This is a genomic window from Vibrio ordalii ATCC 33509 (assembly GCA_000257205.1).
GTDB lineage: Bacteria > Pseudomonadota > Gammaproteobacteria > Enterobacterales > Vibrionaceae > Vibrio > Vibrio ordalii.
Genome location: AEZC01000053.1, coordinates 1 through 14,342, shown reverse-complemented (window position 1 = coordinate 14,342; position 14,342 = coordinate 1). Strand labels below are relative to the sequence as shown.

Genomic DNA, 14,342 nt, shown 5'->3' with positions numbered 1-14,342 from the left:
ATCAAACCATACCGACAATTTTTGCCAATCCTTCAGGATAAGCACGTGCCTTAGCTAACGCGATGGCTTTCTCTTCCACCTGTTCAAGAGCCAAACTCATGCTGATTGGGTGACGAACTTCTATCGATTGTAGCAAGTCTTCATCGTTCACTAACTGCCAATGCTGAACAATTTTAGTTGCCGCTTCCAACGCGGATGAACCTTTGACCACTTCGATTCGCGCATAATTATGAGCTTCAAACGTAACATCAGCGGCTCGTAATGTGGCATCTTGACCGGGAATTTGCTGCGCACCAAACAGTGGCTTACCAGCTACTTGTGCTTGAATATACTGTGGGATGAACTGACTCATGTGGTGTATGGCTCGTTCACTGCGCTCTTGCAGTGCGTCCTGTTGCCAGCCGTTCTTAATTTTGCGTTCGAGATAATCAGGCAATACGGGCTGTGATGATCCAGCTTGCGAGGCCACTAATCCATCTTTAAATAACGTGATTCCCTCGGTCATACCGTGCAACTGAAATAGACCATCAGCATACGGTGTTAGCTGAGCCATTCCTTGTGGGGTGCCTCTTGGCCCGTGAAAAATCACTTCTGGCCATTGCTGATCGCATTCTGCCCAACGGGTAACGTAGGCCGCTTTAAATTCCACCAAGCGTTGACGCGGAGCTTTAGCCAAATCATCGACTATTCCCGTTTCATAACCACATGCATTAACTAAATAATCGGCATAAATAACGTGTTCATGCTTTTGAGCATCCAAATAAACGAGCTGCCATTGCTCATCAATAAAATCAGATTTGATTAACTTAGCGTGCGTTAAAACTTGGCAATGAGGCATCGCCGCTAACGCAAGCTCTGCACTAGCCGCGAGCCGAAAAACACTCCAACCGTACTCTTGCACTGCAATGACTGGGTATTTCAACTGATTTAAATCTGCATGTTGAGCAAAAGGGATCACCCAATCATCAAATGATGTCGGTTGATCACTCTGTTGCTGAGTTGCTAATACCTGCAGTGCTTCACGGCTGTAGAGTTTGAAATACTCTTGGGGTTGACCAAGCTGCTGATTACGTGGGTCTTCATCAACCAATTGTTGATAGCTGCGCTGAATAAGCTCTAGCCTTGGTAATAAGGCTTGCGGCTCACCACCATCACTATGCGGAACAGCAATCACAGTCGGTCGCTTATTCAGCGTGTGGGGGTAGAGCCTGACGGTTTCAATCGACTGCTTAAGTAACTCAAGACACTGCTGCTGCGAAATTTCACGATAGAGGTTACCGCCCGCGTGCAGATGACAAATCGGCGGCCCGTTAACGAGGCCAGCGCTTTTTTCCAAAAGCAGCACATTGAGACCCAGTTCTCCCATATGGACGGCAGCAGTGGCACCAGCGACCCCTCCACCAATAATGGCGACACATGGAGAATCTGTATTGAACTTTTTATATGACATAAGATACGAGTACTCTGGAAAACCCGGATGCATTCTAAAGCTTGTAAAGCGTTATTAAAATCACATTTTTCACGTGGTCTTATCTGTTTTACCACTAACAAGCAATACGCATAATCGACAAATAACTTAAAAAATTGCTTGACTCAATAAAGCCAAAACGACGTTTTTCCAACCTTGTGAATAACAAATCTGCGCAACCCAAGGTAACTACGGGGCTAAGCGCAAACAGGCCGTTATCAAGCCGTCGAGTTATCCCAAACTTTATCCACTGTTTTTGTGGATAACTCCGTCTGGGATAATGGATACCGCTAGTTAAAGTCTTTATTTATAGGGGTTAGCAGCCGCTTAATTAAACTACTCACGACCAGCGATAATGTGCAAAACGTCGTCAATGGTAACACCAACCACATACTGTAATGCGCCATAGGTTCTAGTTCAAAACCGAACTTCATGACTCCCGCCACTACCGCATCAGAGCCAAGGCTTGCAACAACACCAGCGACGAGTGCCATCAAACCGTATTCAGCCCAAATAGTCTGCTCGACGCGGCGCTTGCTAGCCCCTAAAGTTCGATATAAACGAATTTCTTGTTGCCTCTGGCTTAAACTTAAACGCAACAGGGTAAAAATCAGCAAAATACCAGCAATCACGCCCATTGCGGCCAGTACGGTCACTGACCAGATAATTTGCGTCAACAAAGTTTGAATTTTATCGCCCATTGCCCGGATATCCATCAAACTGACGGTGGGATAAGTGCGAGCAAGCGTAGCAAGTAAGGCGTTATCTTGATCTTGCGCTCTGAAACTCACCAACCACGTGGCAGGGATCTCCTGCAGCAGGTCCGGGGTAAAAATGAAATAGAAGTTAGGCTTCATTTCTCGCCACTCAACTTGGCGAATCGAATTCACTTTCGCTTCCACGGTTTGGCTATTGATCACAAACCCCAAACTATCACCCAGTTTCAGCCCCAAATCACGAGCAACGTCCGATTCAACCGAAACGCCACCTTGCTCTGTCCACAATCCTGCCGTCAGTTGGTTGTTGTTGGGTAACGATTCCCCCCAAGTGAAATTGAGCTCACGCCTTAACGCATCGCTGCCCTCTTCACCTTGAGCTTGCTGCTGGGCTTCTATGCCATTAATAGTGGATAAACGCCCTCGAATAATAGGATAGGCTTGTGAGCGCACAATATTCGCGCTATCTAACGTGTTGAGGTAATCATTAACTTCAGTTGGTGAAATGTTGAGCGCAAATGCGTTGTGAGCATCGCTGGGTAAGGTTCGCTGCCAATCAGAGAGTAAATCGGTACGCACCAACCAAATGATCGCCAATAGCATTAACGATAATCCTAACGCGCCAAACTGGACTCCCGTCATCATCGCCGAGCGATTGATTCGGCTGAGCGCTAATTTAAGTGCGGTAGAGAGAGGAAGACGTCCTAAACTACGAGTCACCAAGACACTGACCACAGCAAGCACCGCAAAAAGCGCCACTATCCCAGCCAACACAATCCAGACTAAGAGGTTATTCCAATAAACCCACAGCATCGGTACTAACGGAATCAAGATGAGCAACCCATTACGGCGATGATTCGGTTTCGCTCGCTCTGTTTGCATGACATTGAGCGCACTTGTATCTAGCAAATGCAATAGAGGAATGCCGAGTGCAGGAAAAGCGATCAACCCACTCACCATCAGCGCAATAAAAGCAGGTTTAGCGCCATAACTCGGTAAAGGCGTCGGCAATAAATCCACCAGCGGCACGCGTAATAAAGACTCTAGGCCAATGCCGATCAATACCCCTAACACCACTGCAGAAACAAACAAAATCACCACTTGTACGATCAACCATTGGCGGATCCAACGTTTGCTCGCCCCAAGGCTTTTTAACATGGCGATGGTTTTTTGCCGCGTAGAAACATAGTGCTGACAAGTCAGAACTAATGTGGTTGCCGCCATGATGATCACAATCGCTACGGTTAACGACAAATATTGCTCGGTGCGTTCAAAAGCCTCATTCGTTCGGCTGGCGCTATTTCGATCACGCCAACGATCGCTAGGCGTTAAAGTAACGGACTGTTTTACTGCTTCAATCTGTCCATCATCACCATTAATGAACAGACTAAATTGCACTCGGCTTCCCAATTGAAGTGCACCAGTACGAGCCACATCGTCTTGGTGGATCAACACCGCTGGCATCTGTTGAAACGGATTAAAGCTGAGTCCCGGCTCCTCAAGGATGCGTCCCGAGACCGTAAAGTCGGCATCGCCCAGAGTGACCTGATCACCAATTTGAACGTCTATCTAATTGCGCAAACACTCGTTCATCTAACCACAGTTGATTCGGCGCAAGGTGTTGAAATGTCGTCACATCATCAGAAAGACGCATTTCACCGCGTAGCGGATAAGCACTATCCACCGCTTTGACAGTGACTAACTGCATACCGCGCTCACTGAATGCCATTGTCGCGTAACGTGTAAGTTGTGAAGACGGCAATTGCAAGCGCTCGATCTGATCGAGCAATGACGCTGGGGGTGGGTTTGCGGAAACAAACACACTATCGGCAGTGAGTGCATCTTTACCTTGTTTAACAATCACTTGCTCCATACGCTCAGCTAAGGCAGTCAGCGAAAAAATACAAGCAATGATCAAGGTTAACGCCACTGAAATAGGCCATAGCTGTCCGTGGCGGATTTCACCCAAGCTCCAGCGAATTAAGCGTTTATTGAGTGAACGGTTCGACATCTCACTCATTACCGCTCCTCCAACATACCGGCTTTCATGTGGAAAATACGGTCACATTGCGCCGCAAGAGCGGGATCATGGGTAACCAGCACTAAGGTCGTTCCGTGCTGCTTATTTAATTCAAACAGCAATGAAACCACTTTCGCCGCAGTTTCTTGATCAAGGTTGCCAGTAGGCTCATCGGCAAACAGCACTTGCGGATTGATCATAAAGGCTCTTGCTAGCGCGACTCGTTGCTGCTCGCCCCCTGAAAGCTGTGCAGGAGAGTGATGCATTCGATGTGATAACCCGACGGCTGTCAACAAGGATTTAGCACGATCCACATCCTCTTTTTCGCCTTTTAACAAACAAGGTAGCGTCACGTTCTCTAACGCAGACAAGCTTGGGATCAGCAAAAAACTTTGAAACACAAAGCCAACCGATTGACTGCGGATCGCCGCGCGTCCTTCATCGTCCAATTGAGACAATGGCTGACCCAATAGTTCTACCTCTCCGCGTGTCGGCGTATCAAGCCCAGCCAACAGCGTCATCAGGGTTGATTTCCCCGCACCAGACGTTCCTACTATCGCCACGCTTTCACCATTTTTTATCTCTAGGTTTACCTCTTTTAAGATTGTTAAATGCTCTTGATTGGTAGAGACTGTTTTAGATAATGAATGTGCTCTGATAACGGATGTTTGCATGACTCGACTTTTTTCCTTAATTTGTATTTTATTATTCTCGGCTAGCGCTAGTAGTACCACACTCTTGATATTGGGTGATAGTTTAAGCGCTGGCTACCAAATGACGATTGAAAACGCTTGGCCCAGCTTGCTGCCTGATGCGTTGCAAGCTGAAGGCAAATCAGACATTGATGTCATTAATGCCAGTATTTCTGGCGATACAACGGGTAATGGCCTAGCCCGCTTACCGTCACTACTCACCCTGCATACCCCTGACGCAGTGCTTATTGAGCTTGGCGCGAATGACGGATTGCGTGGCTTTCCACCTCAATTGATCAGCAGCAATTTAACTGCCATCATTGGCCAAATAAAAAAAGCAGGCTCAACCCCTCTTTTGATGCAGATCCGCATTCCACCAAACTATGGCAAACGCTACAGCGATGCCTTTTATAGCCTCTATTCTGAGCTTAGCCTCCAACACTCTGTGCCGTTGCTGCCCTTTTTCTTAGAGCAAGTGATCATTAAACCCGAGTGGATGATGGCCGATGGCTTACATCCGACAGTCGACGCACAGCCGTGGATCGCCAATTTTGTTGCGCAACATTTAGCAGATCATCTCTGATTTTAATGCCTCAGATCAATGAACTTTACCTAGTTTTACGATATTTTTTAGACCATTCCCCTAACCGCAAAGGTACAAACTATGCACATTGAACCTGTGATCAAAGGTGTGGTCGCTCGCTCTGCTCATCCACTCGGATGCGAACAAGCTGTGTTACAACAGATTAATTACGTGAAATCTTGTAGACCGATCACTCACGGGCCAAAACGAGTTCTCATTTTAGGTTCTTCTTCCGGTTTTGGACTCGCCGCCCGCATTGCCCTTACCTTTGGTGGTTCAGAAGCCGATACGATTGGCATTTCCTTTGAAAAAGCACCGTCAGAAAAGGGCGTTGGTAGCGCTGGTTGGTACAACAGTCTTTTTTTTAAAAAATATGCTGAACAAGCAGGTCGAGTCGCCGTCAATATCGATGGAGATGTTTTTTCACCATCAGTACGCGAGCAAGTGATTGAAGCGATAGAGACCTATTTTGAAGGGGAAGTCGATTTAGTCATTTACAGTATCGCCAGCGGCATGAGACCAAAACCCAATTCAGATCAGTATTGGCGCTCCGCCATCAAACCGATTGGTGAGGCCGTTTCTGGTGCGACGATATTACTGGAAAACGATACGTGGGTAGAAACCACCATTGCCCCTGCAAATGACGAAGAGATCGAAGGTACACTGAAAGTGATGGGTGGCGAGGATTGGGAAAACTGGATAGATACCCTGATCAACACTGAATCGATCGCACAAGGGTGTAAAACTACCGCCTTTTCCTACATCGGCCCTCAAGTTACTCACCCTATTTATCTTGACGGTACGCTTGGGCGCGCCAAAATTGATTTGCACCAAACCAGCCACTCTCTCAACCTAAAACTGTCTAACTATGGCGGCGGAGCTTACGCAACTGTTTGCAAGGCTTTGGTCACGAAGGCAAGCGTGTTTATTCCCAATTTAAGCCCTTACATTGTCGCATTATATAAGGTAATGAAAGAAAAAGAGACGCACGAAGGATGTATCGAGCAGATGCAACGTCTGTTTAGAGAAAAGCTCTACAGCAAAGGCAAAATACCGCTTGATGGTGAACGACTGATCCGTATGGACGATTGGGAACTTAACCCAGATACCCAGCAAAGAGTGGCCGATTTACTTCAACAAATGGAACAACACAACTTTAAACAACTAGCTGACTATAAAGGATTTAAGCAAGAATTCATGCAGCTCAATGGCTTCGGTTTTGATGGTGTTGATTATTCTCAGGAAATCAATATCGAACACTACATCAAACAAACCAATCAATAGCCACTGTCTTATTTGTAAGACGCAGTTAACTATCTCAATGCCTCAATATTTTATTGGGGCTTTTTTTTGTTTACATTGGCGGCGCGTTCTTATACTTCATACCATACTATGGCAAATAGGAGCGAACTTGTCGTTGTTAGTCTAGAGCAATGAATGCTCGGCTTTTTAAGCTCTGTCACCCAAAGGAATTTGATAATATGTCGAAAATAAAGACACATGAGCTGCTGATCCCCTCTTCTATGATGGATGGGTGGCAGCGTATTGTGAATTTACTCGCTGAAATTTTAAACATCCCGAGCGCATTAATCATGCGTGCTAGTCAGCAAAACCTCGAAATATTCTGTAAAAATAACAACGTCGACAACCCCTATCAAACCGGGTATAAAGAACCCTTAGGACAAGGTCTGTACTGTGAAACTGTGATGCAAACACAGCAGAAATTACTGGTTCCGAATGCTTTAGCCGATGAAAAATGGATACATAATCCAGATATTCCACTAGGTATGATTGCCTATTGCGGTATCCCATTAAAGTGGCCAAATGGTGAAATATTTGGCACCATTTGTGTACTCGACAGCAAAGAGAATCACTTCAGCCCAACTTACAGACAGTTACTAGAAAGTTTTCGCGATACCATTGAATCTCAGCTCACAACCTTATACCAGCAAGTTAAACTTCAGCAGCTCAATGATGAGCTTAAGCTTCGCGTCGATAACCGTACCCAAGATCTTGCAGATCTCAACTACTCGCTCACGCAAGAAATCGATAAACGCCGCGCCGCAGAGCAACAAATTCAATATCAAAAATGGCATGACACCAGCACTGGCTTCTTAAACCGTCATGCACTTGAAATAGAGCTTAAAAATAGCCTTTTACAGGCAACAAAGCAGCGCACAGAAGTTGCTGCAGTTCACATTGGTTTCACTAATGCTCGTCACATTCAGTCTCACTTTGGCTACCGCGCCTGGGATCAAGTCATCTCTCGGTACCGTAAACGACTCGGCCACTGCAACAAAATTGAAATATTGACCGCTCGCCCCACGTCGACAGATTTAGTCTTGATCGTCAAAACAAAACTATTAGCGCGCCACCTAGAAAAGTTGTGCCATAAATTGGTCGAGATCGGTCATTCTGAATTTAAACTCGATAACCATAATGTTCATCTTCACGCTTATATTGGTATTGCGACAAGTTTAGATACTGACAATGCTATCGAGCTGCTTAAACAAGCTTCGGCTGCCATGGTCTCATGTAAGGACTCCGGTCATAAATTTTGCTATCACTCGCAAGCATTCAGTGACTCACTCAAACAAATCAATCAATTAGAAAGTTACTTGTTGCGCGCAGTACGCAATGATGAACTCATGCTCTATTTTCAACCTAAAGTATCTCCGACCACTCATCGCTGGACAGGAGCTGAAGCACTACTACGCTGGCGACATCCTGTATTGGGCGATATATCTAATGAAACCTTAATTCATATGGCAGAACAAAATGGACTGATTTTTGAAGTAGGCAACTTTGTTCTGCGGTCAGCCATTGAAAAAACGAACAAATGGGCACAACAGGTCGATGATTTTAAAATGGCCATTAACGTTTCAGCGGTCCAATTACAGAATGCCCAATTTGCAGACCAAGTTCGCGAGCTACTGAATACCTATCAACTTCCTGCTCGGTATTTAGAGTTAGAAGTAACTGAAAGCTGTTTAATTGCAGATGAAGCGGTGGCTCGCAACACGTTAAAAATTCTACATCAACTGGGCGTGACATTGTCACTTGATGATTTTGGCACAGGCTACGCCTCTTTCAGCTATTTGAAAAAATTCCCTTTTGATTGCATAAAAATAGATAAAAGTTTTGTACATCAACTGGATGAAAGTGAGGAAGATAAAGAAATTGTTCGTTCAATCATTCACGTTGCCAAGAAATTAAAGTTGAAAGTGATCCTCGAGGGGATTGAAACTCAAAGCCAAGAAGACTTTATCATCAGTGAAGGGTGTGAGTTTGGTCAAGGCTATTTCTATGGTAAGCCGATGCCTTGTGACGAGTTTGAGATTGGGCTACTGAACCAAAATCATGTACATCCCGTTGATACAAAGGTTTTGTAGAGTAAAGGAATCACTTATCATTTCTTTACTCTCAGTCTGGTGGTTCCTATAATCGCCGCCTTTCCTTTCCAAACGAGCGATATCGAGATGGATTTATTAACCTCAATTCTCAAAAAGCTAGAGAAACAGAACTACCGAGCCTATCAGCAGATTAAAGGACAATACGATTTTGGTGATTTCACCTTGTATATTGATCATATTCAAGCGGATCCTTACGCTTCTGCATCGCGCTTCCGCGCTACTCGAGCTTGGTCTCTAACAGGTTTGGAATGGTTAAAAGAAAAATCAAGCGCTTATCAAATGGCCGCAAGAGATTTTATCGCGCGTAGTTTTGCTGAGTTTGCTAAGCAAGAGAACCATATTGCCATCGCATTAACCGGTCAAACAGTGCTTGATAGCACAGCCGTTCTCTTTACAGAGCATGGTATTGAGCTTCGTTTTCGCATCAATTTGCCCGCTGAAGGTCGTGACATTCTGGCCAAAAAAGCGCTCAACATCATCACCTTTTATCTGCCAAAATTCATTCGCCGAGCCACCATTGAACATGAACTGGATAAAGATGCCCTACTTGAGCATTGCGCTGTGATCGAAGATCAAGAAGCAATGCGTGCACAACTGACACAGCACAATCTGGTCGCTTTTGTGGCCAATGGCAGCGTATTACCTCGCTTGGCAGGTAACTGCGATCTGCCGATGAAAGACGCCGTTACTTTCCAAGCCCCCACATCGCTAGAAGTCGAGCTTCAGACACCAAACCAAGGCAAAATGAAAGGACTCGGCATCCCCAAAGGTATCACCCTTATCGTCGGCGGTGGTTTTCACGGTAAATCGACGTTATTAACGGCGATCGAACGCTCAATTTACAACCATATTCCCGGCGATGGGCGTGAGCGAATTGTTACGGATCATCAAGCCATGAAAATTCGCGCTGAAGATGGACGTTGCGTGCATAATTTGAATTTGTCCAACTACATCAATCATCTGCCTATGGGCAAAGAAACTTCTGATTTCAGCACTCAAGATGCGTCCGGTTCAACATCGCAAGCAGCGTGGTTACAAGAATCCATTGAATCTGGCGCTAGTACATTACTGATTGATGAAGATACTTCGGCCACCAACTTCATGATCCGTGATGAGCGTATGCAAGCATTAGTTAGTAAAGGCGATGAACCCATTACACCATTGGTTGATCGTATTGGGCAGCTACGTGATGATTTGGATATCTCAACGCTGATCGTCATGGGTGGCTCCGGTGATTACTTAGATGTTGCCGATACGGTCATTCAAATGCATGATTACCACGCCGTTGATGTGACTAACAAAGCTAAAGAAGTGATCAAACAGCACCCAACTGCTCGTCACAACGAGTGTGAAACGCCACTGGCCATTTTCCCAGAGCGCGCAGTGAATCGCACCGTGCTGCAGAAATTACTGGTTGATGGCAAATTCCGCGTCTCAGCCAAAGGTGTTGATTCGCTTCGCTTTGGCAAAGAATTTACGGATTTAAATGCGTTAGAACAGTTGGAGTCACCTTCTGAAGTCAATGCGATTGGCTGGACTTGGTTCCAGTTTGCACAAACACCAGGGTGGTCAGCGCAACCAAGCAAAGAGATGGTGGCTTTATTAGCAGGAACATGGCACCAAAATATGCCAAACCATGGTGATTTAGCGAAACCACGAGTCATCGATGTGATGGCAGCGTTAAACCGTATGCGCAAATCACAATTTAAAAACCATCAGTAAGATTAAATCCGCCAAAGCAAAAGCAAAAAGAAGCAAGTAATCGCTTCTTTTTGCTTTAATACCTTACAGGCAGTTAGCTTAGGCATGCCTTGCTGTGCCAGTTGACCCTTATTGACGAATATCTTGTTTAGAGTTTAAGACTTGTGCTTTAGCTATTTTGTCGCAAAATATTCCATGCTTCACACAACACTCGAAACGTTTCAGCATTGCCATTGTCTCGATCTGGATGCCACTTTAGTGCTAACTTGCGCCATGTTTTTCGGATTTCAATTTGCGTCGCTTCAGCTGGTAATTTAAACAGCCTCAATGCTTGAATACGATTCATATTAAGGTTACTCGTTCCACCCATTGCTTTGCGGTAACGAGTCCAGAATTCGTTCAACAAGCGGCGCACTTCTCCTTCATCAGCCTCATAGTTTTTCCACTGCGTATAATAATCACGCAATGGTTCATCTGGGTCGATTTCGCAATTGACCGCACGATGCGCTGGCATTAGTACAATGTCCATTGCTGACACTTGTAACCACTTTTCAGGGTAAAGCGTCTCTTGAAGCTGATAGAGCGCGTTCATGATCAAAAAATTACGCTTAAAGAGGTCTTTTTCAGGTGCGCTATCAAGTACAGGCATGAATCCCTGTTCACTTAAATGTGCCGCTAACGTATGGACTTTCCAACCGGAAGGCTGTTTGCGCAACACCTCCAACATTGGCCAAAGCAGCGGATTTTCCATGTAAGATTGAAACTGAGCGGTAAGTTCTAAGCTTTCGGACATACTTTCTGGCCTACTTTGGGACATAGTCTCGACGTTCACATTAAGGTTCTCTCTTCATTCAAAGCCAATATCGCTTTTTTGTCGAGTTTCTTACCGCATCTTATCTTGGCTTTTTGAACTAGACTCCGTTTATCACACGCACTATCTATCGATCGATACATAAAAAGAGAAAGGCCGAATTGTTGCATGATGTTCTCCACCTTACGGAACGCTTCGTCAAGACGATACTGAAAACCAATCACAAAACGAAGCTAGATAGGCACATCTCAAACACAAATTTCTACGGCTATAAGATACAAAACTGAACATTCCTTACAGTGAAGTATGAAATGCCTCTAATTTTTGAAACTAAGGTAAATATTACAGAGAGCAAGTTTTGATTAGTGTTTATTCTGTGCATACGGAGAACATTACTCTCCCTTTTCGCTGCTGAGAATTGATTATGAAAAATATAAATAAAACACTCGAAAAAATAGACTGCTGTCCACTTTGTCAGCATGACGAATATTTTATTTCCACAAACAATGAAAAGTTTATCTGTGCACAATGTGGTTTTAAAACCGACCACTTACAAAGTGTCCAGCAAATGATTGGTGTACACACCGCGCTAATCAGTCATAAACACATTCATTGCTTGGCCAACAATGTGCATTGAGCCATGGTTTAAGCTCGAGTAATGTGTCGATAACAACGACATTAGGCGCTTGAGAAAAACCCTGCGGGTTAAGAGGTGCTAGCTGAACGGTTGGTACCTCTGCATTAATACCCGCTTCAACCCCTTTTGCTGAATCATCCACATAAATACATTCTTGTAAAAGAAATCCCATATTCATCGCACAATAACGAATCAAATCAGATTCAGGCTTCCAGCTATTCGCATCAAAGGCTGAAAAAATACGTCCTTCAAACAAGGGAAGAAAACCACTCCGTTGTAAAATTGATGATATTTTTTCTTTAGGTGCATTAGAGGTGACACAGTATTCAATACCCTGCTGGCGTAAATACTCAAGTAGTTCTATCGCACCATTCATGGGTGAAAGAGATTGCTGGAAGAGCTCATTAACTTTATCCCGATAAAGGTTCTCTAAAAGATCAAGATCGGCGTTAATGTTCGTATGTTCAAGTGCTTGCAACAGTATATCTGCAATTTTACCGCCTTCAAAATGGTTGCGCAGTTGTGAAAAAGTAATATCGGATCCAAGTTGGTTTAAGACATAAACCAATGCTTCGCAGCACAAATGCTCACTATCCACCAAAGTGCCTTCGCAGTCGAAAATAATGCATTTTATTTTTTTTACAGCCATAAACACTTCCTTCATTCGATACTTAATCTTACCCCTTGAATGAAGGGATAGAATGATTGAGTTAACAAAATGAAACGAAGGTAAGAGTTGATATGCATAACTTATATCCGCATCACTCTTTTATGCCGAATAAGATGTTGCAACTGGCGTTATAACCGCCTGTCGTATCGAAATGCAAATTCAGAATGAAGATGATCCTAGACTTTTAATGGTGCACTTTAACAGGATAAGTTACTGTTCTATAAAAATATCACCGCTGAATTCATGATTAGAACGCAATTTTTCGAGCAATAAATGTATAAATGCGTCTTTTCCACCAAATGAATCTTTATCCAAAACAACGATGTCAGAAATGAGTAGCGCTTGAGAAGTAAAAGTGACGACACCAGCAGCAACTGGCTCACCCTGTTTAAAACCTAAGTAAAGTTCACAAGGTGGTGAATAAATAATTTGGGTAAAGAATTCGATAACCTTTGATTGATCATTTTTATCGTCCCATAGGCTTGCTTGCAGAAGAGCAAACCATATTGTCATTCGATGAAAATCAACTAAATAAATCTCGTCGAGTAATGACAAGTTGGGATCATCAATAGAGGTCATAAAAGAACGATAGCTACGTTGAATAACAGCCTGCTGGTAAAGGTCTCGACCTTGTAAGCTCTCCTGGGTGGGAAATTCAACATTCACTTGGTCAAACAGCCATTGGTTTTTAATGGCGACAACGTCAGGTTGGTTAATCATTGCTATTTACTTCTTCTTTTAATTGTTACGAGCAGGATACTGACCAGATCGATATGCGACAAGCAATTACTCACATTATCCTCATCTAAACTGCAGATATGCTGGCCAAAACATCAACATAACAGCCTATATCATTCTCCTTTGATGCTGCTATCATGTGCAGAAAGATGGATAAATGGATTATAGACATGAACAAGAAACTCATCACCACCGCATTCATACTTAGCTTTGGTTTAGTTGGCTGCGATAACAATGAAGTTGGCGATGTATCGCTCGGATTTTTCACACTTAAAGACGTAAAAATCGAAAATCTAAGTGATGATATTGTAACTGGTGTTACGTGCCATATTGCTTCAATTGAGGCTAATTTGAGCCTTTCTGATCCAAGTGATAGCTCTATCTCGTGTCGTCAGACTGGTGATATCACGCCAGAGATGATTGCGAAAATTGATAAAAGTAAATCAGGCGAAATCGTGTTTAAGAAGTCAAAAAGCATTTTCTTCAAGTCAATGAAAGTCAGACGTATCTACGATGTAGAAAATCAAACCCTGATCTACTTGTCTTATACCACCAAAGAAACAGATGGTAGCTTCAAACACAGCCTATCGACCGTACCGCTTTGGGGCACTAAGGCTTATAGTATAGAGATAGAACCTAATAAATAGCGGCTAACATTGCGGTGACCTATGTATGGATCACTTTTTTATGTAATAAAATGAAAGCAAGAATTTGGGTCGTGACTCCAACATGGAGATGTTGTGTTAAAATGGTAGCCTTTTCACCCTCAAATTAGAAATCATGGCTACCATTCAAGTTCAATGTCGATTTTGCAACCAAACTGAACATGTTCGTAAACACGGAACTGGAGTAACAGGCTTTCAGCGCTTTCGTTGCATTGAGTGCAAGCGTTC

The 14,342-nt window shown here is 44.0% G+C and carries 12 protein-coding genes and 1 pseudogene; 7 read left to right on the top strand and 6 right to left on the bottom strand.

The features are described 5' to 3' along the window. Nucleotide 1: 1 nt before the first annotated feature. From VOR_RS0103305 to VOR_RS0103295, 3 genes and pseudogenes are all read right to left on the bottom strand, one after another. Nucleotides 2-1,483 carry an FAD-dependent oxidoreductase gene (locus tag VOR_RS0103305; RefSeq protein ID WP_081480686.1) on the bottom strand — a complete coding sequence of 494 codons (1,482 nt, stop codon included), beginning with the start codon at nucleotides 1,481-1,483 and terminating at the stop codon, nucleotides 2-4. A 275-nt stretch (nucleotides 1,484-1,758) separates the two neighbouring features. After that, a pseudogene (locus VOR_RS17675) lies at nucleotides 1,759-4,204 on the bottom strand (ABC transporter permease). Further along, nucleotides 4,204-4,878, bottom strand: coding sequence for an ABC transporter ATP-binding protein (locus VOR_RS0103295; RefSeq protein ID WP_010318309.1), 675 nt, complete (start codon nucleotides 4,876-4,878; stop codon nucleotides 4,204-4,206). The pseudogene VOR_RS17675 and the gene VOR_RS0103295 overlap by 1 nt, the downstream one beginning before the upstream one ends. Between VOR_RS0103295 and tesA the strand changes: the two genes are divergently transcribed. The 4 genes from tesA (at nucleotide 4,877) to VOR_RS0103275 (ending at nucleotide 10,614) form a co-directional block, all read left to right on the top strand. Then, nucleotides 4,877-5,479 carry a multifunctional acyl-CoA thioesterase I/protease I/lysophospholipase L1 gene (gene tesA, locus VOR_RS0103290; protein WP_010318308.1) on the top strand — a complete coding sequence of 201 codons (603 nt, stop codon included), beginning with the start codon at nucleotides 4,877-4,879 and terminating at the stop codon, nucleotides 5,477-5,479. The two genes, VOR_RS0103295 and tesA, sit on opposite strands and share 2 nt — an antisense overlap. Before the next feature lie 81 nt (nucleotides 5,480-5,560). Then, on the top strand, nucleotides 5,561-6,763 hold the full coding sequence (gene fabV, locus VOR_RS0103285; RefSeq protein WP_010318307.1) for an enoyl-ACP reductase FabV: 1,203 nt from the start codon (nucleotides 5,561-5,563) through the stop codon (nucleotides 6,761-6,763). Between the two features lie 197 nt (nucleotides 6,764-6,960). After that, the gene (locus tag VOR_RS0103280; protein ID WP_010318306.1) at nucleotides 6,961-8,871 is read left to right on the top strand and encodes a sensor domain-containing phosphodiesterase; all 1,911 of its coding nucleotides are present in this window, start codon (nucleotides 6,961-6,963) and stop codon (nucleotides 8,869-8,871) included. Nucleotides 8,872-8,958: 87 nt separating this feature from the next. After that, nucleotides 8,959-10,614: an ABC-ATPase domain-containing protein gene (locus tag VOR_RS0103275; RefSeq protein ID WP_010318305.1), complete on the top strand. Its 1,656-nt coding sequence runs from the start codon at nucleotides 8,959-8,961 to the stop codon at nucleotides 10,612-10,614. A gap of 148 nt (nucleotides 10,615-10,762) precedes the next feature. Here VOR_RS0103275 and VOR_RS0103270 read toward each other — a convergent pair whose 3' ends face one another. After that, nucleotides 10,763-11,386 carry a DNA-J related domain-containing protein gene (locus VOR_RS0103270; RefSeq protein ID WP_010318304.1) on the bottom strand — a complete coding sequence of 208 codons (624 nt, stop codon included), beginning with the start codon at nucleotides 11,384-11,386 and terminating at the stop codon, nucleotides 10,763-10,765. Nucleotides 11,387-11,828: 442 nt separating this feature from the next. On the opposite strand from VOR_RS0103270, the gene VOR_RS19200 reads away from it, so the two are divergent. Continuing rightward, nucleotides 11,829-12,041 (top strand): hypothetical protein, encoded by a 213-nt coding sequence (locus VOR_RS19200; protein ID WP_010318303.1) that lies wholly within the window; start codon nucleotides 11,829-11,831, stop codon nucleotides 12,039-12,041. On the opposite strand, the gene VOR_RS0103260 is transcribed toward VOR_RS19200, so the two are convergent. Beyond that, nucleotides 11,998-12,690 (bottom strand): HAD family hydrolase, encoded by a 693-nt coding sequence (locus tag VOR_RS0103260; RefSeq protein WP_010318302.1) that lies wholly within the window; start codon nucleotides 12,688-12,690, stop codon nucleotides 11,998-12,000. The two genes, VOR_RS19200 and VOR_RS0103260, sit on opposite strands and share 44 nt — an antisense overlap. Before the next feature lie 231 nt (nucleotides 12,691-12,921). Beyond that, nucleotides 12,922-13,431 (bottom strand): hypothetical protein, encoded by a 510-nt coding sequence (locus tag VOR_RS0103255; protein ID WP_010318301.1) that lies wholly within the window; start codon nucleotides 13,429-13,431, stop codon nucleotides 12,922-12,924. 188 nt (nucleotides 13,432-13,619) lie between these two features. On the opposite strand from VOR_RS0103255, the gene VOR_RS0103250 reads away from it, so the two are divergent. Together VOR_RS0103250 and VOR_RS18215 are read left to right on the top strand one after the other, a co-directional pair. After that, the gene (locus tag VOR_RS0103250) at nucleotides 13,620-14,096 is read left to right on the top strand and encodes a CreA family protein (protein WP_010318300.1); all 477 of its coding nucleotides are present in this window, start codon (nucleotides 13,620-13,622) and stop codon (nucleotides 14,094-14,096) included. Nucleotides 14,097-14,229: 133 nt separating this feature from the next. Further along, nucleotides 14,230-14,342 (top strand): IS1 family transposase (locus VOR_RS18215; RefSeq protein WP_162097685.1); only part of this gene is annotated, 113 nt, incomplete at its 3' end.

What these genes read in the sequence shown, in the direction of transcription:
- VOR_RS0103305 (WP_081480686.1), bottom strand. Translation starts at nt 1,483, where the DNA reads ATGCATCCGGGTTTTCCAGAGTACTCGTATCTTATGTCATATAAAAAG.
- tesA (WP_010318308.1), top strand. Translation starts at nt 4,877, where the DNA reads ATGACTCGACTTTTTTCCTTAATTTGTATTTTATTATTCTCGGCTAGC.
- VOR_RS0103295 (WP_010318309.1), bottom strand. Translation starts at nt 4,878, where the DNA reads ATGCAAACATCCGTTATCAGAGCACATTCATTATCTAAAACAGTCTCT.
- fabV (WP_010318307.1), top strand. Translation starts at nt 5,561, where the DNA reads ATGCACATTGAACCTGTGATCAAAGGTGTGGTCGCTCGCTCTGCTCAT.
- VOR_RS0103280 (WP_010318306.1), top strand. Translation starts at nt 6,961, where the DNA reads ATGTCGAAAATAAAGACACATGAGCTGCTGATCCCCTCTTCTATGATG.
- VOR_RS0103275 (WP_010318305.1), top strand. Translation starts at nt 8,959, where the DNA reads ATGGATTTATTAACCTCAATTCTCAAAAAGCTAGAGAAACAGAACTAC.
- VOR_RS0103270 (WP_010318304.1), bottom strand. Translation starts at nt 11,386, where the DNA reads ATGTCCGAAAGCTTAGAACTTACCGCTCAGTTTCAATCTTACATGGAA.
- VOR_RS19200 (WP_010318303.1), top strand. Translation starts at nt 11,829, where the DNA reads ATGAAAAATATAAATAAAACACTCGAAAAAATAGACTGCTGTCCACTT.
- VOR_RS0103260 (WP_010318302.1), bottom strand. Translation starts at nt 12,690, where the DNA reads ATGGCTGTAAAAAAAATAAAATGCATTATTTTCGACTGCGAAGGCACT.
- VOR_RS0103255 (WP_010318301.1), bottom strand. Translation starts at nt 13,431, where the DNA reads ATGATTAACCAACCTGACGTTGTCGCCATTAAAAACCAATGGCTGTTT.
- VOR_RS0103250 (WP_010318300.1), top strand. Translation starts at nt 13,620, where the DNA reads ATGAACAAGAAACTCATCACCACCGCATTCATACTTAGCTTTGGTTTA.